Genomic DNA, 19,729 nt, shown 5'->3' with positions numbered 1-19,729 from the left:
CATGGCGGCCGGGACGGACGACTAGCGCCTCGCTTGCGCAAAATCCACGGTGGGCCGCTCGAAGGCGCCATCGATATGCGCCAGGAGCGCGCGCGCTTCCGCCTCGCCCAGCCCGCCATAGGCGCAGTTCGCCTGGAACTTGCGCGTCAGGTCCTCATCGCTGAGCGGATGTTCCGCGCCGCCCTTGAAATACCCCTGCCGGAACTCGTGCACCTTGCCGTCATCGAGCTTGACGCGCACATGCCCGGTGAACTGCCTGGGATAGGGATTCTGGGGATCCACCACGTACGATACCTTGGACGCCACGCCCAGGATGGCGGCGTCCTTGACGATCACATCGTCGTACTCGCGCAGTCCCGCGTCGCCCCGCACGATCGCCACCGCGATCGCATACGGCACGCTGAACTTGGCCGCGTAGCCGTTCGGCGGCGAGCGCTTCTGGTCCAGCGGCTCCCACAGGCGATGCAGCACGCCTTCGGCGGCCTCGCACTCGATGCTGACGATGGACGCGGGATCGATGCCCAGCTTGCCGAATTCGCGCGCGCAATCGATGTAGGGGTGGCACATGGTGCCGCAGGCGTAGGGCTTGAACGCGATGGTTTCCCAGATCCACTTCTGGCCGAAATCCGCCATCATCGCGTCGAAGTCACCGTCCAGCGTATTGGCGAAGCCGTGGAACAGGCCGTGCGTGCCCTCGAAAACGGTGCGCGGCCCCTTGAAGCCTTCCAGCGCCAGCCGCACCGCCCGATAGCCCGACTGCGCCGCCCAGCCGGGATGCATGCGCTTGGTCCACGATCCATCGGACAGGTATTCGATGATGCCCGACGCCATGCTGCCGGCGATGCCGAAGGCATCGACCAGTTGCCGTTCCGTCAGTCTCAAGGCCGCGCCGATGCCGGCCACCGCGCCCATCACGCCGAACACCGCCGTCGGATGAAAGCCCGCCTTGTGCACCTTGGTCGGCGCCACCGCGCACAGGCGGCACATCAGTTCCGACCCCACCGCCAAGCCACGCAGGAAGTCCTGCCCGGAAAGCCCGTGGCGTTCGGCGGCCGCCAGCAAGGCCGGCACGATCACCACGCCGGCATGCACGGGCCCGCCCTCGAAGGTATCGTCGAAATCCTCGCCATGCGCGGCGATGCCGTTGACGAAGGCCGCGCCTTCCGCCCCCATGCGGCGCCCATGGCCCAGCACCGTGCAGGGGCCGTCGCCGTCGATCGCGGCCATGGCAGCCTCGACATAGTTCTGGTCTCGCGCGGCGATGCAGATGCCAACGATATCCAGCAACATGCGCCGGCCGACCTCACGGGCGCCGGCGGTCTTCTGCGGCTCCGCCGCCAGGATGCCACGCGCCAGGCGTTGCGATATCGAGACTTCCGGGTTCCTGCTTTCCTTGGACATGGTCTTTCCTGTGTCAATCGATGCTGATCTTGCTGTCGTGCGCCACCTGGGTCCAGGTGCGCACTTCCCTGGCGATGTAGTCGCCGAACTGCGGCGGCGTCATGGGCATGGGCTCGATGCCGATCTGCTCAAGTTTCCGCTGGAAATCTGGCGACTTCAGAATGTCGTTGATGGTGGCGTTGAGCTTGTCGGTGATCGCCTGCGGCATCTTCGCCGGTCCGACCACGCCGTACCAGGTCAGTGCCTGCATGGACGGATAGCCCAGCTCCTGGAAGGTAGGCACGTCGGGCAGCACGGCCTGGCGCTTTTCACCCGTGACCGCCAGCGGCGTGACGCGGCCCGACTTCACCGCGGGCAATCCCGCCGCGACGCCCGGGAACACCGTCTGCACGCGGCCACCGATCACGTCGGTCAGCGCCTCGCTCATGCTCTTGTACGGCACCGACAGGTCATTGAAGTCCGCCACGTGCTTGAACTGCTCCATGGCAAGGTGGTTCAAGGTGCCATTGCCCGACGTGCCGTAGCTGAGCTTATCCGGATTCTGTTTGGCATAGGCCACGAAGTCCTTCAGGGTCTTCACATCCAGATGCTGGCCGACCAGCAGCATGTTGGCGGTGCCGCCTATCATCGCGATCGGCGTGAAGCTCTTCACCGCGTCATAAGGCGTCTTGCGCACCGCCGGATTCGTGCCATGCGTGGCCACGTAGGCGATCATCAGCGTATAGCCATCGGGCGTGGCGCGCGCCGTATCCGATGCCCCGATGATGCCGCCGGCGCCCCCCTGGTTTTCGATATAGAAGGATTGGCCCAGGCGTTGCGATAGCTGCTCCATCAGCAGGCGCCCCACGACGTCCACGCCACCACCCGCGCCTTGCGGCGCGATGACGCGGACTTTGTGCGTGGGGTAGTCGGTTTGGGCGCGGGCGCACTGCATGCCCAGGCCCAGCGCCAGGGCGATCCCCACGCCCATGCCGGCCGCGCGCGCTGCGATGCGCGATATCGTGCTTGTCGGTTTCATTCGATCTCCAGTGAAGTTCTTGTTTTGCGCGGGCGACGTGGGCGGGCGGCGTTGGCGGGGAGTATCAAGGCCCCCCTGTCGGCGCCCGGCGCCTGCATATTCCTATCCGCCCAGATACGCCCCGCCATTCGCATGCAGCGTCTGCCCCGTCAGGTACCGGGCCTTCGGTCCGCACAGGAACGCCACCAGGTCGGCCACTTCCTGCGAGCTGCCGCGACGCCCCAGCAGGGTCGTATGCCTGGCGTGATGCGCGGGCGTGCCTTGCGCGGAATGCCCGCGTGCCGTATCGATCAGGCCAGGCACCACGCAATTCACGGTCACGCCATCGCCGCTCATGTCATGCGCCAGCGCGCGCGTCAGGCCGACCAGGCCCATCTTGGCGGCAATGACGTGGGCGCGCCCGCTCGATCCGCCATGCGCGGACATGCCGCCGATGTTGACAATGGCACCCGCCGGAGACCGCCGTATGTACGGCGCGGCGGCATGCGCGCAAAGATACGCGCCGTCCAGGATCACGCCCGTCACCTCGCGCCATTGCCGCCAGTCGAGCTCGTCGAACGGCGATTCGCGGCGAATCGCGGCGTTGTTGACCAGGATGTCGATCCGTCCGAAGCAGTCGACGGCGACATCGATCAGGCCCTGCGTGCCGTCCGGATTGGAGATATCCGCCAGATGCACCAGGGCTTGCGCGCCCGCTTGCCGGATCAGCGACGCGGTCTCTTCGACTTCGGCGGCGGACCGTTGCGCGTTAACCACCACGTCCGCACCCTGCCTGGCCAGCTCGACCGCGATCGCGCGGCCGATATTGCGGGCCGCGCCCGTCACGATCGCCACCTGTCCCGCCAAGGGGCGGTCCACTGCTTCACTCATGCGCTGTGCTCCTGAATTCCATCACTGGCGCGCCTGGCCTGGGGGTCTTGGGTTTGGCCGCCGGCACCTGCAGTACCTTGTCCGGCCGCATCCAGAAAGACATCACGATGCCGACCACCAGGATGGCGATCGACACCACGAAAGGCGATGTATAGCTACCCGTGACGTCGACGATGTAGCCGAAGGTGATGGGCGAAATCACCGCCGCGAGCCCCGCGGCCGTGCTCACGAAACCGGTCGCCACGCCCGCGTAGGCGGGCGCCACGTCCATCGGCGTCGCGAACACCGGTCCCGCGCTCAACTCCAGGAAGAACAGCGCGGCCGCCAGGCACAGCGCGACGATGGTTTCGTCGTGCACGAACAGCACGCCCGACATGAACAGGATGGAGCCACCGAAGCCGAGGATCACCACGTTGCGCCGCGAGGCGTTCAACTTGCCCGTGCGCGTGTAGAGACTGTCCGTCAGCATGCCGCCGGCGGTGTTGCCGATCACCGCCGCCAGGAAGACGGCGCCGGTATAGAACGCGGAATGCTCCAGATTGATGTGGAAGTGCGACACGAAGAAGCTGGGCAGCCAGCTCAGGTACATCCACAGCGCCCAGGCATGCGCGAAGAACACGATGGTGACCGGCAGTATGCGTCGCAGCAGCGCCAGCCAGGGCACCGGCTGCCGCGCGCCGTCCTGCCCCCGCGCGGCATCGCTGTAGGCCGGCAGCGCCGCCAGCTCTTCCTGCGTGATCGCGCGATGGTCGCGTGGATCGTCGCGGAAGTAGCCGTACCAGAGCGCGACCCAGATCAGGCTGATCACGCCCATCACCATGAAGGATCCGCGCCAGCCGACGAAGGGGATCAGGAAGACCACGAGCGGCGGCGTCAGTGCCGCCGCCGCGCGCGATGCCGAATGGGTGAAGCCCTGCGCGAAGCCGCGCCGGCTGGTGGGCACCCAGTTGCTCATCGCCCGCGTGGCGACGGGGATCGTGCCGCCCTCGCCCGTTCCGACGAGCAGGCGCGCGACGATCAAGCCGCCGAGTCCTGTCGCGAAGCCGGTCACCAGCGTACCCAGTGCCCAGACCAGCCCCGACACCGCGAGCATGCGGCGCGGTCCCAGTCGATCGCCCAGATAGCCGCAGATGATCTGGAAGATGGCATAGCAATAGCCGAATGCCGCGAGCGCGACGCCCAGCCTGGTATTGCTCAGCCCGAACTCCTGCTTGATCAGCGGCGCCGCCACCGACAGGTTCACGCGGTCCACGTACTCGATGAAGTACATGGCGCACAGCAGGATGAACACCTTGCCGGGCGTGCCACTGAATACTTTCGCCTTGATAGCGGCCATTTGTCTCGACTCCACGGATGTCCGGTACTTGCCAAACACCTCGAGAAAATTGCATCCTACAGATTGTCGACGATTCGACAATCTTCGGGATACAGTACTTTTGTTATCCTTACCGACCGCTGAAGTTGGCGCAGTTTCACAAGTCGTTCACAAGGTCGCACCCTTCATGTCCTCCACCGCCGCATCGCCCTTCGATCTCTTGCGCTCCATGACCCTTTCGGGCCTGGTGCAGGAGGAAATCCTGCGTGGCATCAAGTCCGGGGAACTCACCGTGGGGTCGAGGCTGAACGAAAGCGAGCTGTCCCAGCGGCTGGGCGTCAGCCGCAGCCCGCTGCGCGAAGCCTTTCGTGCACTGGAGGAAGCCGGTCTCGTCCGACTGGAGAAAAATCGCGGCGTCTTTATCCGCGACCTGTCGGACGAAGAGGCGGCCGAGCTCTACGACGTACGAGCCGGCATGGACGAAATGGTGGGCCGTCGCCTGGCGCCGCGCATCACGCCGGAGCAATTGGCGGAGTTGGGCGCGATGCTGACCGAACTGGAGACCACGTCCTCGCGCGACGGCGTCAACCGGTATTTCGAGTTGAACCTGGCGTTCCACGACCGGCTGGTCGAGATGACGGGCAACGCGACGTTGCTCGGGCTATACCGGCAGGTCGTGAACCGCATACACCTGCTGCGCAGGCGCGGATTCTCATTGGCGGGCAGCTCGGCCGCATCCCACGCGGAACACCGCGCGATCCTCGACGCGCTCGCCACGCGCGACGCCGACGTGGCCGCCAAGGCCATGCGGCAGCATGTGGAAAGCGGCTTCCAACGGGCCGTGGCCGCGCACCATCTGGAAGAAAGCCCCGCGCCTACCCAGGTGTCTTCCTGAGGCGGCTTCATCGGGAATATCTCAGCTCATCCATGGGGGCTGGGGAGCGTCATGTGCACAGGCCGGGTCGCCCCCGTAACGAGCCCATATAGTTCCGATATTATGGGAATAACGAGGCAAAAGGGGGGCATTTTCCCGATAGTTCTCATATAATAGGAATAAAGTGCCAATTTGGCGTAGAGCATCTTTTATTCCTGGAATATCAGAACTATGGCGCGATCTCTTCCGAAACCCGTTGAGGGCCAAGACTCGGTCGCCGTGGATCTCCAATCCCTGGGCCAGCTTATCCGAAATCGCCGCGCGTACTCGATGCTGCGCATTGACGACGCAGCGGCACTAATTGGCGTCTCCAAGGACACCTTGTCACGGTTGGAAAACGGGCGCCCCGTCGGCACGGACAAGCTGATGTCAGTGATTCAAGGTCTGGGTTTGACCCTGTTCATCATGGATAAGTCGTTGGCGAACGTAGCGCGGCGTGCGATAGAGCGGGACGCTAGCGCGAAGGACGACATCTGATGGCCCGTCACGCGCTAAGCGTTCTCGCACCGCAAGGCCATGTTGGAACCCTGATTTTCGAATCCACCGAAGATCGATATGAATTCGGCTACGACCCGGACTGGCTGGCCAGTCCACGGCCTTTCCCGTTATCACCACATATTCCTCTAGGCGGACAGCCCGCTGCCTCCGGTGTGATTGCTCGGTTCTTGCAGAATCTACTGCCGGAAGGTCGGGCCTTGGATGTCGCTTCTGCCTTTCACCAAATATCCAAGAACAATATTTTCGGCTTGGTGAACCTACTGGGCAGAGAACCTGTTGGGGCCTTGAGCTTCGTATCCGACGAAGCGGAGCCTGAGCAAGACGTTACTCAGGCGCCACGGCGGCCGATCAGTGACGAAGAGTTGAGCAACCGTATCCGTGAGAGAGATCGAGTCCCTTTCCCTGTCTGGGACGGAAGGGTACGACTGTCGGTAGCGGGCTTCCAGGACAAGCTGCAGGTACTGCTTGATGGCGACCGGATCAACCTGGCCGAGGCCCCCTTGGCATCCACTCACATCCTCAAGCCAGAAGCCCATAACCCTGCCACGCCATTCATGGTAGCCAACGAGCACTTCTGCATGACGCTCGCCTCCCGCATGGGTTTACCGACGGCATCCGTTCGCATCAGGCGCATTCCTGATCCCATCCTTCTCATTGAGCGCTTTGACCGGAAGATAGAGCTAGCGGAAGACGGCCAGCTTGTTGCCGCGGTAAACCGTCTGCATGTCATAGACGCTTGCCAGGCGCTGGATATGCCGGTGGCGCTCAAGTACGAACGCAACATGGGAAGTACCGAACACGTCCGGCATATCCGTGATGGCGTAAGCTTCGCAAAACTCTTCACTTTGGCTAAAAGCTTCGAGAATCCGGCGACCACTCGCATGTTCTTCTTGCGCTGGGCGATCCTGCAGTTGCTTATAGGGAACAGCGACGCCCACGGCAAGAACCTCTCGTTCTTCTTGAATGACGCCGGACTTTCCCCAGCCAAGCTCTACGATCTGGTCTGCGTTCACGCCTATGGCCAGGCAATCGAACAGGAAATGGCCATGGGGTATGGCGACGAATTTCACTGTGAATCCGTCACACCATACGACTTGGCTGACTTTGCTCACCGAACAGGCATGCGTGCGACGCTGGTAGCGCGCGAGGTCACGTTGATGGCACGGCAAGCCCTCGAATTGGCGCCAGACTTGGCCAAAAGCGAGGTGTACACAGATGCCGAACGAGCGATGGTGCACCAGATCGCGCAGTTTGTAATCGGTCAAGCAGGACGTTTACTTAAAATCGCGCCCGCCGTCCCCAAGGTCGATCCAGACTTACTATGAAGCGCCTGTTTTCTTGCCTTCAACCGCCGGAGTGCTTGATCGCCGACCAAAGCGTCCAACGGTCCTGCTCGACGATGGTTTCCCCGACCGGCAGCCGCTGGCCGATGAAGTCCACCAGTTGTTCGAGCTCGGCGTCGCTCAACTCGTGCAGGATGGATCGTCCGGTCCGCGCGCGCAGATCGCGCGCCAGCGGCTCGAAGTCCTTATAGGTCTTGCGCGTTTCCCACAACGTACGCGATTGCGTGTTGACGAAGCCTGATTCGTCCAGGGCATCGCGCACGCGAGCATCGGTGGGCCGCCGACCGGACTCGAAGGCCGCCAGACGCGGGAAGCATTCGAAGAAGTAACCCCGTATATGTCGCGGCGAGCCCGGCAGCCGCACGTCGTCCACCGTGCGATCCTGGACCAACAGCATCCCGCCCGGCGTCAACAGGCGCGCCGCTTCACGGAAGGTCTCCCTGTAGTCCATCAGATGATGGATCAACGCCCGTTGGAAAACGACGTCGGCGCTCCCGGTCGGCAAACCCGTGGCGTCGGAAGCGCCCACCTTGAACGCCAGGTCGGCGCGACCCCGCGCCTGCTTCGACGCCGTCTCGATCATCACTTCGGAGAAGTCGACACCTGTGACATGCACGGCGCCCAGATTCGCCCACGCCAGCGTATAGATCCCGCCGCCGCAGCCTACGTCCACCACGCGTTTTCCGGTCGGCTTCAGCAGTCCCTCGATCGCCTGCGTCCAATCCGCATGCGCATCGCGGTTCGCATACGTGTCCTTCACTGCTTCCGAGTGGAAATCGATGCTCATTCTTTACTCCGGTTGACGATCGTGCCGCATGGCTTCTGTACGCAAGCAAGATTCTGGGCGTCGGGACCAGATATGTAAAATATATTGTTAGTCCTATAAGGATATGTCTAACCTCTGCAAGGTTCGCCGATGGAACTGCGTCATCTTCGGTACTTCGTGGCGGTCGCGGAGGAGCAGCACATGACTCGGGCCGCGCAGCGCCTGGGCATACAGCAGCCGCCGCTGAGCCAGCAGATCCGCGACCTGGAACGCGAACTGGGCGTACAGCTATTCGACCGCACGCCGCGCAGCATCAGGCTGAACGCCAGCGGACAGGTCTTCCTGAAAGACGCACGACGCCTGTTGGCCGAAGCCGAAGCCGCCGTCGCAAGAGTCCGCCAGGCATCCCGTGGCGAATCCGGCCGCATCGCCGTCGGCTACACCAGCTCGGCATCGCTGCATCCGCTCGTTCCGAAACTACTTCGGGCATTTAACGAAAAGCACCCGCAGGTCGATCTGGAGTTCCAGGAGAACGCCACCCGTGACCTCCTGGAAGCGGTCGCCAACGAATCCCTGGATGCCGCCTTCGTCCGCTCGACGACCGACCGCTACCCTGCCCTGCGCTCGGTGATCCTGGATAAGGAACCCATGGTCGTCGCCTTGCCCGTCGGCCACCGGCTGGCGATACGGCGCAAGGCGATTTCGTTAGGAGAACTGGCTGACGAACCGTGGATCTTCTACCGCCGCGCCGACGGCCCCGGCATCCAGGATGAACTCATGCCAGCGTGCCGCAAGGCAGGCTTTACGCCCCGCATCGTCGCCGACGTGCCGCGGCTGCTTTCCGCCGTCACGCTCGTTTCCGCGGGTAAAGGCATCACCATCGTTCCGCAGGCGATCGGCGCCGTGCATCAGGAGAGCGTCGCCTATCTCCAGTTGGCGCGGGCTTCGGCTTTCACGATTCCGCTGACCCTGGTGTATCGCCGAACCCGATCCGCGCCGGCCGAACGGCTGGCGGACATGGCCGCCAGGACCGCCAAGAACGCCAGGGCCACCTGACCATGTCAGGCAGTCATTGTCAGGATGATTTTGCCCACGTTCTGGGCCGACTCCATCCTGCGATGCGCATCAGCGGCGCGTTCGAGCGGGTAGGTGCTGTCAACCACGGGCATCACCCCCGCGTCGCTTGAAAATCGGTCCAGCCAGTGCTCTCGAAAGCGCCGCACCATCGCGTGCTTGTCGACCTGCGGACGCGACTTCATGACCGTGCCTAGAATCTGCAGATGGCGGTACAGGATGTCCTCCATGGCGATAGTGACCTGGCCACCGCCGCCCAGAATGCCCACCTGAACCAGCCGCCCGCCGTTGGCCAGCGAGGCAATGTTGCGCGCAAAATAAGGCGCGCCTATGAAGTCGATCACGACATCCACGCCTTGCCCCGACGTCTGCTCGGCCACGACCTGCGAAAAATCCTGCGTGCGGTAATCGATCGCGCAGTCCGCACCCAACCGTTTGACCTGCCCAAGCTTGCCGGCCTCGGCCGTGGCGTACACGGTGGCGCCCGTGGCACGAGCAAGCTGCACCGCCGCGGACCCCACCCCGCCCGCCGCCGCGTGGATAAGCACGGCATCGCCGGCCTTCAGGCGCCCCAGGTGCAACATGGCTTCGTGTGCGGTCACGAACACTTCGGGTATGGCGGCGGCGTGGACATAGTCCAGTCCCTTCGGGATCGGCAAGGCCATGCGCCAGTCCAATCTGGCCATCTCCGCATAGGCGCCACCGCCCACCACGCCCATCACGCGGTCGCCGGCCTTGAAGCCCCGTACGGCGCTACCGGCCCGCACCACCTCGCCGGCTATCTCCAGGCCCATGATGGTCGATTCGCCAAAGTTCGGACGGCCATAGCCGCCACGGCGATGGGTCAGGTCGGCACGATTCACGCCGGCGGCGTGAACGCGGACGATGAGATCGTCGGGCCGCATTTCCGGCGGCTCAACCTCCGCGACCTGAAGGACGTCGGCATCTCCAAACTGGTCAAAAACAATCGCTCTCATTGCCTATCCTCCGGTTTCAGGCTTGACTGATGAACTTGTGCGTGAGGTAGTACTCGATGCCTTCGACGCCGCCTTCCGAGCCATGCCCGCTTTCCTTCATCCCACCGAAGGGCAGCTCCGTGGCGACGATACGGTATTGGTTGATGCCGATCATTCCGGCCTCCAGGCCATCGGCCACGTCAATCGCCGTCCGGGCATCGCGGGTGAATGCGTAGGCGGACAAGCCATAGGGCAGCCGGTTTGCTTCGCGCAAACCGTCCGCGAGTTCATCGAAGGCCATCAGCACCGCGATCGGGCCGAACGGCTCTTCGTGCATGATCTTCGCGTGCATCGGCACATCGGCCAGCACCGTCGGCTCGAAGAAGTAGCCTTCGCCATCGATGGCCTTTCCCCCCGTCAATACCGTCGCGCCGCATGCCAGCGCATCGGCAATCAAGGCCTGCATCTTCTCCAACTGGCGCGGGTTGGCCAAGGGGCCGACTTGGGTCCCGGCTTCAAGGCCATTACCGACCTTCAAGGCGCGGGTGGCTTTGACGAAATGTTCGCGGAACTCGTCGTAGACGCCGCGCTGGACCAGAAACCGCGTGGACGAAATGCAGACCTGGCCGGTGCCGCGAAAGCGGTTGGCAGCGCCCTCGACCGCCGCGCGTTGGACGTCGGCATCGTTGAATACCAGCACCGGTCCGTGGCCGCCAAGCTCCAGGGTGATGGGTTTTACGCCTTCCGCGGCACGCGCCGACAACAAGCGGCCAATCGGCACGGAACCGGTAAACGTCACCTTGCGAATAACCGGTGACGCAATCAGGTGCCGGGAAACCTCGTCCGGAACGCCGAACACCACTTGCAGCACGCCTTTGGGCAAGCCCGCGTCGTCCAGCGCACGCGCCAGCGCCAGCGCGGTTGCCGGGCTTTCTTCGCCCGGCTTGATAATCACGCTGCACCCGGCCGCCAGTGCGGCGGCCAGTTTGCGCGCTGGGGTAATCGCGGGAAAATTCCAGGGAGTGAACGCCGCCACCGGGCCGATTGCCTGCCGCTTGACCAATTGCTGCACACCCGGCCGGTTGCCCGGCACCACGCGGCCATCGATCCGTTTCGCTTCTTCGGCAAACCATTCGAAATAGTCGGCGGCGCGCTGCACTTCATCGTGGCTTTCGGCCAGGGGCTTGCCTTCTTCGAGTGTCATCAGGGTGGCGATGTGCGGGGCGCGTTCGCGCATCAATTCCGCCGCGCGCTTCAGGACGCGAGCGCGCTCGTTGGGAAACGTCGTGCGCCAGGCCTCGAAGGCCGGCACCGTCGCCAGGAGCGCCCGGTCCAGGTCCGCCAACGTCGCCAGGGGCACGCGGCCCAGCTCCTGCCGCGTGGCGGGGTTGATCACACCAGCCGTGTCGCGTCCGTTCGCACCTATCCATACGCCGTCAATAAACAGGTAAAGGGGGTCATAATTGCCGTTCATCGCTGAAACCTCCGATAAGATCGATCGATACAGCGAAGTCTAGGCGCGAGGGGCGTGCGGATTTAGCCCCGCACGAAGGAATGACTTTCCTTCCCAGGGGAAAAGTCGCACGCACAACATGGATCCAGGATGGACAAGCTATACAACATGTCGGTTTTCGCGAAAGTGGTGGAGATGGGCAGTTTCACTGCCGTGGCCAACCATCTTTCCACCACGGTCGGCAACATTTCGCGCGCCATCACGGTGCTGGAAGAAGGCCTGAATGCACGCCTGATTCAGCGCTCCACCCGCCGCCTGGTCGTGACCGACGTGGGGCATCGCTTCTATGACCGATGCATCGCGATCCTGGGCGACGTCGAGCAGGCCGAAGCAGAAGCCAGCCACGCAACGGCTACTCCAAGGGGCGTATTGCGTGTGCATGCGATCCCCGGCCTGGGCCGCACGCTGGTGACACGGGCCGCCCTGGCCTACAGAAAGGCCTACCCCGACGTCTCGGTCGACCTTTTTCTATCGCAGCGGATGCCGAACCTGCTCGAAGATCAGCTTGATGTCGGGATCGTGATCTCGCGCACCCTGCCGGACTCGACCTATGTCAGCCAGAAGATAGGCGTCAGCCACTGCGTCCTGGTCGCGTCGCCCGCGTATCTTGAACAGCATCCCCCTGTGCATACTCCCGAGGATCTGGCGCAGCATGCCTGCCTGTGGCTGACCACGGTGGACTATGCGCCGGACGAGTGGAACCTGGAAGGGGAACACGGCGCGTTTACCCATAGGCCCACGGGCGGACACCTGGGGTTGAACGACATGGATGCCATGGCCACGGCGCTACGCGACGGCGCCGGGATAGGCCTGCTCGCGGGATACTCCGCGATCGAAGACCTGCGCAGAGGTACGTTGGTGCGCGTATTGCCGGGGTATTACACGAACCAGCGCAACGTGTACGCGTTATATTCCTCGCGGCAATTCGTCGATGCGAAGATCAAGCTCTTTGTGGAGACACTGCGGCAGCACGTTGGCGAACAACTTGAGCGCGATGCCTCTGAATTGGGCATCGCGACCAAAGAGACGGCTTGAATGTCCGGCATCGTCCTCGGCCTTGCAATCGCCGATGCCGGTCGAGCCGGTGGACGCCCAACTCGCCGTTTACCTCATGGCGCCAGATAGAAGTCCATGGGAATCAGCTCGACGGCCCATCCACCCTCCTCGCCCAGCGTGGCGGCAGGATGCATGGACGCGATGCGTAGTGCCTCGTCCTGGCTATCCGCCTCGATGACGAACAGGCCTCCCACCACTTCCTTGGCCTCGGCATAGGGTCCATCGGTGATGCGCGTCTTGCCGCCGCTTGGGCGCAGTGTCTTCCAGTTATCCAGGTCGCCCAGCGACGCGGAAACCAGGACCTTGCCGGTGGCGCGCATCTTCTCGTCCAAGGGCGGGCACTGGCTGACTAGTGCCTTGACGTCGTCCGGCGCCATCGCGGCGAATTTTTCAGGGGTGAAATAGGCCAGGCCGAGATATTTCATGGGAGATCCTTTGGGTGTTGCTATGCCAACGACGAATCTAGTGGTTGGAAATCGACATGCGCACGGAAATATTTCTGGCGATCCCCTTAAACCCCGCGGAGTTAGCGCGAGCCAACCCCGGCGGCCTCGCGGTCCAGGCTCACTGATACGTAATGGTAAAACGCACGGCTGAATTGGCATGCCCTGGCGTGACGGTGTCAGCCGTCTGGTAGTAGGCCGCCTGCAATGGGATGGAGGCAGAGACAGAACCCGGGACATAGCCGGAGTAGGGTATCGCCTGCTGCAAGGGCACTGGATGACCGGTATCGTCCAGCAACTGCAGCCCTACGCCGGTGGCGGCGCCGTCAGCCTCCAGACCGATGACCCCTTGGACAGGGTCGATGATCTGGGTTATTGGATCGAGTGAGTATTCAATGCTCTGAATGCCATCGGAGCAATTCGTCAACTCTATCGAAAAGGACTTGCGTCCCGCCGTCGTACCTGGTCCATGGAAATCCCTGATCGATATGTTGCCCATGGCCACGTTGACATCCGGAGTCCTGCACGTCAATGGGACGATTTGTATGGGCGCGAGCGAATACATCTGCGCGCTCCAGGCGCCTGGAAGATTCTGGGTGTTTGGACCTAATGGAGCTTCCAGGAGCTTTGTATACAAATTCGAGACCTGGCCTGCGTTGACCAGGCCATCCGTGGTCTTGACGAGTTGATAACTGACTTGACCGCCCTCTGTACGCGAGCGGTCGCCCGTGTAGATTTCAGCTGAGAGCAGAATGTCGCCGGCGGGGTATTGCATGCCCTGCATCCAGGGCGTCCAGCCGGTAGCCTGGAAATATGCCCGCGCGGCAATAGCAATCCCGATTCCATAAACATTGGTACTGATAACGGGAACTGCCGCACCGTCCCGGAACACCCTCATCCCCGTGTCGCCCCCCCTACCCCTGTATTGCCCCAGCATGCTATACCACACGGTGCCGTACTGGCCATTGCAGGTATACAGGTTCGTAGCCTGCGGCCCATCGATCCAACCCGTCAGCGGCGTCCCGGAGGGCATACCAGGCGACACGGTCACCGAAGATGGTCCAGGCACGGAAATCTCTGGCCCACCACCCTGGCACTCCATATTGGCGGATGCCGAGGAGATCCATCCCAAGGCGAGGGCGGCAAACGCGATGCGCCATCGGGTTGAGCGCCCGATCATGCATCGTTTTCCCAACGGGCGAACCGCATGCATCAGACCATGCGAGTGCTTCATCTCGGATTCCCTATACGTGTTCAATCAGTAATGCACTGGCAGCGCCGCGGTCTGAGCATTGCCGGACTGTGCATGCGTGCCGCCCTTCAAGCTGTCCGCCTGCCTACGATCGGCGCCCGGAGTGCAGGCCAAGGCAATACCCGCATTGCCCTGCGCCCGTTGGTACGGGAGGGCACACTCTGCTCCGGCGTCCGAGCCCCAGCGCACGGTAAGCGTGCCGCGATCTGGCACACCCCGCGCGAACAACATGCCGCCTTGCCCGACTACTCCGACCTGCCGCCCCTGCGAATCGAATACGTCCGCCCCCATCGGAACCACCTGGCCGTCGCCCTTGCGTACATGCAATATGAGCGGCGCCCCCAGCTGGGTCTCAAAGGTGGCCCGCACCACCGTGCCCGCACGCGGCACTACATCCTGGCTCGTCGATTTCAGTTCGACGTCGTCGGACAATCCTTGGGGATCCAACTCCAGCGTATTGACCTGGTACGGCGTGAGATAAGGCACTACGGCATAGCCACGCCCGTCCACGACCACGCCCGCCGCATTGGTCACGATGGCCCCTGCCGCGCCATCGGCCTCGATAAGCGCCACGGATGCGTCGGGACTCATGGCCTGGCCGAAGGTCAAGCCGCCGGCGTGCAGAATCAGGGAGCCCGACCCGTTCAGCGAGTATTGGGAGACGCCTTCGCCCTGCGACGCCGAGGCGCTCACTGCTCCCTGCCCGCCGGTATACGCCACATTGCCACCCAATGAAGTCGTGCGATCGGCACTCTGATCGGTGTAGTTGCCGTTCAGCCCATAGGACCAGGCATTGTTGGCGCCAGCCGTACCCGAGGCGCTGGACTGCAGGGTGGTATCGCCGCGGGTGTCGTGCATGACCGAGGTCGTCAACGAGGAAAACAGCGGCGACTGGGCTACCTGCCGGCCGAACGGAATCGAGAGACTCGCGTAGACCTGGTTGTCTTGCGCCCCGTAAGCGTTACGCGTGCGCTGGACCGACACACCGAGTTGGCCCCAACTGAAGTCTGTGGAGTACCCCACCTGGAACTGCATATCGCGGGAGCGGTCCGTCCAGTAGCTCGTCACCATGCCCATGGCGTAGAGCGAGCTGTTGGCGCCGACGCGTTGGCTGATATTGAGCTGCAGCCGATCGCGGGCCCGATAGTCGTTGTCATACCATTCGTCGTCCCAATCGGAGTGGGTCGCCTGGCGCGCCTGCATCGCATCGGTGAAGCTGTAGTAGCCCGAGGTGGAATAGCGATAGGCGGCGAGAGTAAGTGAGGTATCCGTCTGCGGCAGAATCTTGGCGTAGCTCAATCGCCAACTCTGCCCCATCCGGTTGACGTGCTCCGGCAACTGCGCACGTGCGGCGGTAAGATCCAGGGCGAAGGCGCCCCAGTAGGTGTTCAGGGCGCTGCCCACCAGCACGGCGGCGTAGTTGTCCGCGCCCAAAGCGCCTGTATATCCGGTGAAGAGGTCACTCAAGCCTCGTTGATAGAGCAACTGGCCGACGTACGGCTCCGGGCCGTCCTGGTAGCGGGAGCGGTATTGACCGAACGCGACGCTGTAGCGGCTGCGCCCGGGGCGCAAGAGCTGCGGCACGCTGGCGTACGGCGCGGAAAACGTGTGCCGGCTGCCGTCGGCTTCGGTGACCGTTACCTCCAGATCTCCGCCATATCCGGTGGGATTCAAGTCGTCGATGGTAAAGGCGCCGGGCGCCACGGTCGTCTGGTAGATCACATTGCCGTTTTGACGAACTTCGACCTTGGCGTTCGACCGCGCCACGCCGTGCAACACGGGCGCATAGCCCCGCAGGGAATTGGGGTACATGCGATCATCGCTTGCCAGCTGAACGCCGCGCAGCGAAAAACTGTCGAACAGCTCACCGTTGGTCGTGCTGTCGCCGACAGTGAAAGTCGACTTCCACGCTGTCACATCGTGCTGCGCATAGGTTTCGATAGACTGATACTCGAAACTCGTATGGTCTTTCTTGCCCGCCCGATCGTGATCGTCATACCCGTACTGCGTTTGGCTGTACTTGTTGTAGTTGAGCGCAGAGCGCTGACGGAAGCGCCAGCCGCCCAGGTTCAATCCCGCCATCAATCCCAGGTAGCCGCTGTCATTGTCCAGATCATTGCCCTGGGTTCGGTAGATGTTTGCGTCGTAGCGAAGCAGGCCCGCGGGAACGCCGTCGCTCCATAGCGATGGATCGACCTCGCCGCGCGCCGTGTGCCTCAACGCGGCTTGTGGAATGCTCAGCGTCAGTTGCTGCTCGCCCGCATCGTAGTGAACCGCGGCATCGGGAATACGGTTCGATAGATCGACACATTCCTCGGCCCCGATCTTCTCGTCCTGCCCCTCTTGCTGATCGGAAAGCGACGATTCCAGTCGGCGCATATCGACGCCGCTGGCCTGCAGCAGCGCGCGCGTCAGACAGGGCTGCGCGCCTGCACTGCCTTGCTGCGGCACGAAGCGCACATCCCTGCGCGCCAGCGGCTGGTCGTTGACGTACAGTTCGACCGTATAAATGCCGGGCAACACGATATTGCCCCGTTCAAAGCGGCTTACGTCGATCGAGTTCCCGGGCAGGAAGGTCGGATCGAACTGCACGGCGGCGTCACCGTCAACCGCTGTCGGCGCATCCGCCAGAGCCACTGGCGCAGCAATAGTGCAGCCGCTCGCAACGATGATCGCTGCTATATGCTGGTTCGTTCGATCGCAACGCACTCAATGTCCTTTGAAGCCATATCGAGACAAACGGGATATCCATGCACGTTCTGCCGCTTCGGCTCGGCCTGGACTGGCGCGTGAAACATATGCAGCCGCACCGTCTAAGGCAGGCTCGTTTCAGCAGGGACAAGTGCGCCGTAATCGTTGATGGTCGAATACTCGATCTTCAAAGGACGCGGGATGCCTCCGATATCGCCCGACAGGGGGAACGTGGCGGCATCGAAAGGCATGACCATGCCTGGCGTGGCTTGCACGGTTTTTCCAGGCGTCCGAACCCCCAGCGTCGAATAGGACACCGCGAACTGCGTGGGGTTTTCCGCGCGCAAGGCGAACCCATGGTCGGTCTTGAGTACCGACCACCTCACCTTCTGGGCGGCCTCAGTCGGGTCACCCTTCAAATCCCGCGGACGGAAGAAGAGCTTTATGCGTGTGCGATAGGCAATCTGAAGCGAGTTCTGCGACTCGCCACTGGCCTGCGCCTTGGGCGGGATTTCCAGCACGTTCAGCCAGAACACCGATTCCCGATCCTGGGGCAGCGGCTCCTTCGTATAGGACAGGCGTATCACCTGCGCCTTGCCGGCTTCCATGCGGAACACCGGCGGCATGAGCATGAAGGGAACACTCAGCGCTTCGGGCTTTGCGCTCGCGTCGCCTGTGTCAACCCACGCCTGTACCAGCACCGGGTGATTACCATCATTGCTCAGCCGCACGCTGACCTGCTTGTTCTGCTCAGGATAGATAACCCGCGTACCCGACACCGACACGCTCGCATGGACATACGCGCTGACGGAGCCGAGCAGCGCCGCACACAGAGCTCGCCAAAGACCTCTCATCTCGCATTCTCTTCGAATCGATCAGGGATCGCTGCCGGAGCGGCAGCGATCCCTGCGGCATGGTTTACAGATACTCGATCGTGAAATTGACGGTACTCGTGACGCCTCCCGCCGCGGCAGCGTCAACGGCGTAGTACTCGGCGACATAGGTCAAGGTGGCGTTTCCTGAAGTGTCGACCGTCACCGGCGCCTGCGTTTGAGTGAAACCTACGGGAATCAGATTGCCGTTCACGTCCGTCAGCGCAACCTCTACATTCTTTGCCGCGGAGCCAGCCGGCGCGGTGTTCTTCAACATCATGGTTTCCGGATCCACGGAGGGCCCCATCTCGAAATAGGCTCGAACCTTCTGTCCCGCCTCGCATTCGGTCAAGGAGATCTGGAAGGCGTGGGCCCCTGCGGTTTTGCCGCTCTCCGCGAGCGACTGTTCCGACACGGATGGCAGGGTGACGTCGATCGCGGATCCGCCTGGCAGTACCACTGTGCAGGTCTGAGACACGATCTGTCCGCTGAAATTGATCGTTCCGTCATAGGCATGGGCCGAACCGGCCGTCATGACGAGCGCGACGCCACACGACATGGCCAGGACGCTGAGGGGATTTCTTTGACCTTCCATCTGATTGCTCCAGTTTCATAAGAACGAGGTTGCTGCAAACCCCGTGCAAGTGTGTATCGAGCCGGCTTACGAACCCATCGGACAATTCCCAAAAATTCGCATGCGCGCGCGTGAACTTAGGACAAGTCCTATGGCAGGAATCCCGCATCTACCTACACTGGAATTGGCGAACGCTCGCCGCGCATCTTCGGCGACGTGAATGGCTGAACAGGGTTCTGATTCAAGGATAGGCTCATGATGACTACGGGTGCCGTCGATAGGTCTGGCCTTTTCTCGGGCGTTTCCCGGCAACGCATGGCCTTTGGATTCATCACGACATGCGTAATCGCGCTGAGCGTCCATGCCGTTATGCTGGAAGTCTTTCGGGTCCCTTATCCGTCCGAGCAGATCACGGCGCGGCTGCCAGATGTCCTCAATCACATCGTGTTCGCGTGGGGCGCGATGTGGCTATATGACAGCCTGCACCTCCGGCTTTACCGATGGTCCACGGCGTGGCGCATCGCTGTCCTTACCGTGCTGTTGTGTACGCTTAACGAGACATTGCGCGGCTGGCTCATGAACGCGTACTGCGCCGATACGTCAGTTTCCGCCTTGGTCTATTTCGCGGTCCAGGAGATACCCAAGATCGCGGCTATTGCCGTGACGGCGACAGGCGCCGTGATTGCCAGCCGGCGACTTTCCCCTGGCTGGCAACGGGGTGCGGGTGCTGTTGTATTGGGCCTGTTCCTGGGCTTCGCGGTGGGCCCGCTGTTGTCCTGGCTCCAGGCGGTCTTCTCGGCTGCCGTCGCCGGCTTGGCTCCCCATGGAGGTTGGTGCCAGCAGCCGTACGGAATGAACGTTCTCATCCCCGCATATCTGACTTACGCCGAGCCCGCGCTGGCGTGCCTGCTTTGCATGGCGCTCGTGGCAAGGCGGCTGCCCGCCCATGGACCACTGCGTCCGCTGATCTTCATGCTGCTGATTCTCGCGCTCAAGATGCAGCTGCTCACGACTTTTTTCTACGCCTTCTATGCGGCAATACCAGCGAAGACGGCGTTGGCCAGCATGGGGCAATTCTCTTTGGAAACGGCCATTCTGGGTGTGCTGACGGCGCTGAGCTGGGATTACGCCACGCGGCCTTCCCGCTGACCGA

The 19,729-nt window shown here is 62.7% G+C and carries 18 protein-coding genes; 6 read left to right on the top strand and 12 right to left on the bottom strand.

What is annotated here, in order from left to right; translation table 11 throughout:
• Window positions 1-21: 21 nt before the first annotated feature.
• From CAL12_RS04650 to CAL12_RS04635, 4 genes are all read right to left on the bottom strand, one after another.
• Complete coding sequence (locus tag CAL12_RS04650) at window positions 22-1,401, bottom strand: MmgE/PrpD family protein (RefSeq protein ID WP_086063420.1); 1,380 nt, start codon at window positions 1,399-1,401, stop codon at window positions 22-24.
• A gap of 13 nt (window positions 1,402-1,414) precedes the next feature.
• Entirely contained in the window at window positions 1,415-2,419 is a 1,005-nt protein-coding gene (locus CAL12_RS04645; protein ID WP_232464707.1) for a Bug family tripartite tricarboxylate transporter substrate binding protein, read from the bottom strand.
• A gap of 102 nt (window positions 2,420-2,521) precedes the next feature.
• The gene (locus CAL12_RS04640) at window positions 2,522-3,289 is read right to left on the bottom strand and encodes an SDR family NAD(P)-dependent oxidoreductase (protein WP_086063419.1); all 768 of its coding nucleotides are present in this window, start codon (window positions 3,287-3,289) and stop codon (window positions 2,522-2,524) included.
• Window positions 3,282-4,625, bottom strand: a complete 1,344-nt coding sequence (locus CAL12_RS04635) for an MFS transporter (RefSeq protein WP_086063418.1) — start codon at window positions 4,623-4,625, stop codon at window positions 3,282-3,284. The genes CAL12_RS04640 and CAL12_RS04635 overlap by 8 nt, the downstream gene beginning before the upstream one ends.
• A gap of 166 nt (window positions 4,626-4,791) precedes the next feature.
• Here CAL12_RS04635 and CAL12_RS04630 point away from each other — a divergent pair, with 166 nt between their 5' ends.
• The 3 genes from CAL12_RS04630 (at window position 4,792) to CAL12_RS04620 (ending at window position 7,361) form a co-directional block, all read left to right on the top strand.
• The gene (locus tag CAL12_RS04630; RefSeq protein WP_086063417.1) at window positions 4,792-5,499 is read left to right on the top strand and encodes a GntR family transcriptional regulator; all 708 of its coding nucleotides are present in this window, start codon (window positions 4,792-4,794) and stop codon (window positions 5,497-5,499) included.
• Window positions 5,500-5,757: 258 nt separating this feature from the next.
• Complete coding sequence (locus CAL12_RS04625) at window positions 5,758-6,015, top strand: helix-turn-helix domain-containing protein (protein WP_420042752.1); 258 nt, start codon at window positions 5,758-5,760, stop codon at window positions 6,013-6,015.
• Window positions 6,015-7,361, top strand: a complete 1,347-nt coding sequence (locus CAL12_RS04620) for a HipA domain-containing protein (RefSeq protein WP_086063415.1) — start codon at window positions 6,015-6,017, stop codon at window positions 7,359-7,361. The genes CAL12_RS04625 and CAL12_RS04620 overlap by 1 nt, the downstream gene beginning before the upstream one ends.
• Before the next feature lie 19 nt (window positions 7,362-7,380).
• Here the strand turns inward: CAL12_RS04620 and CAL12_RS04615 are convergent, their stop codons facing one another.
• Window positions 7,381-8,166, bottom strand: a complete 786-nt coding sequence (locus CAL12_RS04615) for a class I SAM-dependent methyltransferase (RefSeq protein WP_086063414.1) — start codon at window positions 8,164-8,166, stop codon at window positions 7,381-7,383.
• 129 nt (window positions 8,167-8,295) lie between these two features.
• Between CAL12_RS04615 and CAL12_RS04610 the strand changes: the two genes are divergently transcribed.
• Window positions 8,296-9,201 carry a LysR substrate-binding domain-containing protein gene (locus tag CAL12_RS04610; protein ID WP_086063413.1) on the top strand — a complete coding sequence of 302 codons (906 nt, stop codon included), beginning with the start codon at window positions 8,296-8,298 and terminating at the stop codon, window positions 9,199-9,201.
• A 5-nt stretch (window positions 9,202-9,206) separates the two neighbouring features.
• On the opposite strand, the gene CAL12_RS04605 is transcribed toward CAL12_RS04610, so the two are convergent.
• Window positions 9,207-10,196 carry an NAD(P)H-quinone oxidoreductase gene (locus tag CAL12_RS04605; protein ID WP_086063412.1) on the bottom strand — a complete coding sequence of 330 codons (990 nt, stop codon included), beginning with the start codon at window positions 10,194-10,196 and terminating at the stop codon, window positions 9,207-9,209.
• Between the two features lie 16 nt (window positions 10,197-10,212).
• Window positions 10,213-11,649 (bottom strand): NAD-dependent succinate-semialdehyde dehydrogenase, encoded by a 1,437-nt coding sequence (locus tag CAL12_RS04600; RefSeq protein WP_086063411.1) that lies wholly within the window; start codon window positions 11,647-11,649, stop codon window positions 10,213-10,215.
• Between the two features lie 129 nt (window positions 11,650-11,778).
• On the opposite strand from CAL12_RS04600, the gene CAL12_RS04595 reads away from it, so the two are divergent.
• A complete protein-coding gene (locus CAL12_RS04595) occupies window positions 11,779-12,723 on the top strand; it encodes a LysR family transcriptional regulator (protein WP_086063410.1) in 945 nt (314 codons plus the stop codon).
• 74 nt (window positions 12,724-12,797) lie between these two features.
• Here CAL12_RS04595 and CAL12_RS04590 read toward each other — a convergent pair whose 3' ends face one another.
• The 5 genes from CAL12_RS04590 to CAL12_RS04570 all read right to left on the bottom strand — a co-directional run bounded on the left by CAL12_RS04590 (window position 12,798) and on the right by CAL12_RS04570 (window position 18,597).
• Window positions 12,798-13,169 carry a YciI family protein gene (locus tag CAL12_RS04590; RefSeq protein WP_086063409.1) on the bottom strand — a complete coding sequence of 124 codons (372 nt, stop codon included), beginning with the start codon at window positions 13,167-13,169 and terminating at the stop codon, window positions 12,798-12,800.
• Window positions 13,170-13,308: 139 nt separating this feature from the next.
• Window positions 13,309-14,421 (bottom strand): fimbrial protein, encoded by a 1,113-nt coding sequence (locus CAL12_RS04585; RefSeq protein WP_086063408.1) that lies wholly within the window; start codon window positions 14,419-14,421, stop codon window positions 13,309-13,311.
• 24 nt (window positions 14,422-14,445) lie between these two features.
• Window positions 14,446-17,031 (bottom strand): fimbria/pilus outer membrane usher protein, encoded by a 2,586-nt coding sequence (locus tag CAL12_RS04580; protein WP_198298378.1) that lies wholly within the window; start codon window positions 17,029-17,031, stop codon window positions 14,446-14,448.
• 221 nt (window positions 17,032-17,252) lie between these two features.
• Window positions 17,253-17,984, bottom strand: a complete 732-nt coding sequence (locus CAL12_RS04575) for a fimbrial biogenesis chaperone (RefSeq protein ID WP_086063406.1) — start codon at window positions 17,982-17,984, stop codon at window positions 17,253-17,255.
• Window positions 17,985-18,048: 64 nt separating this feature from the next.
• Window positions 18,049-18,597: a fimbrial protein gene (locus tag CAL12_RS04570; protein ID WP_086063405.1), complete on the bottom strand. Its 549-nt coding sequence runs from the start codon at window positions 18,595-18,597 to the stop codon at window positions 18,049-18,051.
• A gap of 234 nt (window positions 18,598-18,831) precedes the next feature.
• On the opposite strand from CAL12_RS04570, the gene CAL12_RS04565 reads away from it, so the two are divergent.
• On the top strand, window positions 18,832-19,725 hold the full coding sequence (locus CAL12_RS04565; RefSeq protein WP_086063404.1) for a hypothetical protein: 894 nt from the start codon (window positions 18,832-18,834) through the stop codon (window positions 19,723-19,725).
• Window positions 19,726-19,729 lie beyond the last annotated feature (4 nt).

Origin of the sequence: Bordetella genomosp. 8 (assembly GCF_002119685.1) — a bacterium.
GTDB lineage: Bacteria > Pseudomonadota > Gammaproteobacteria > Burkholderiales > Burkholderiaceae_B > Bordetella_C.
Note: the sequence above shows the minus strand (reverse complement) of the source record. Positions and strands in the feature narration are given on the sequence as shown.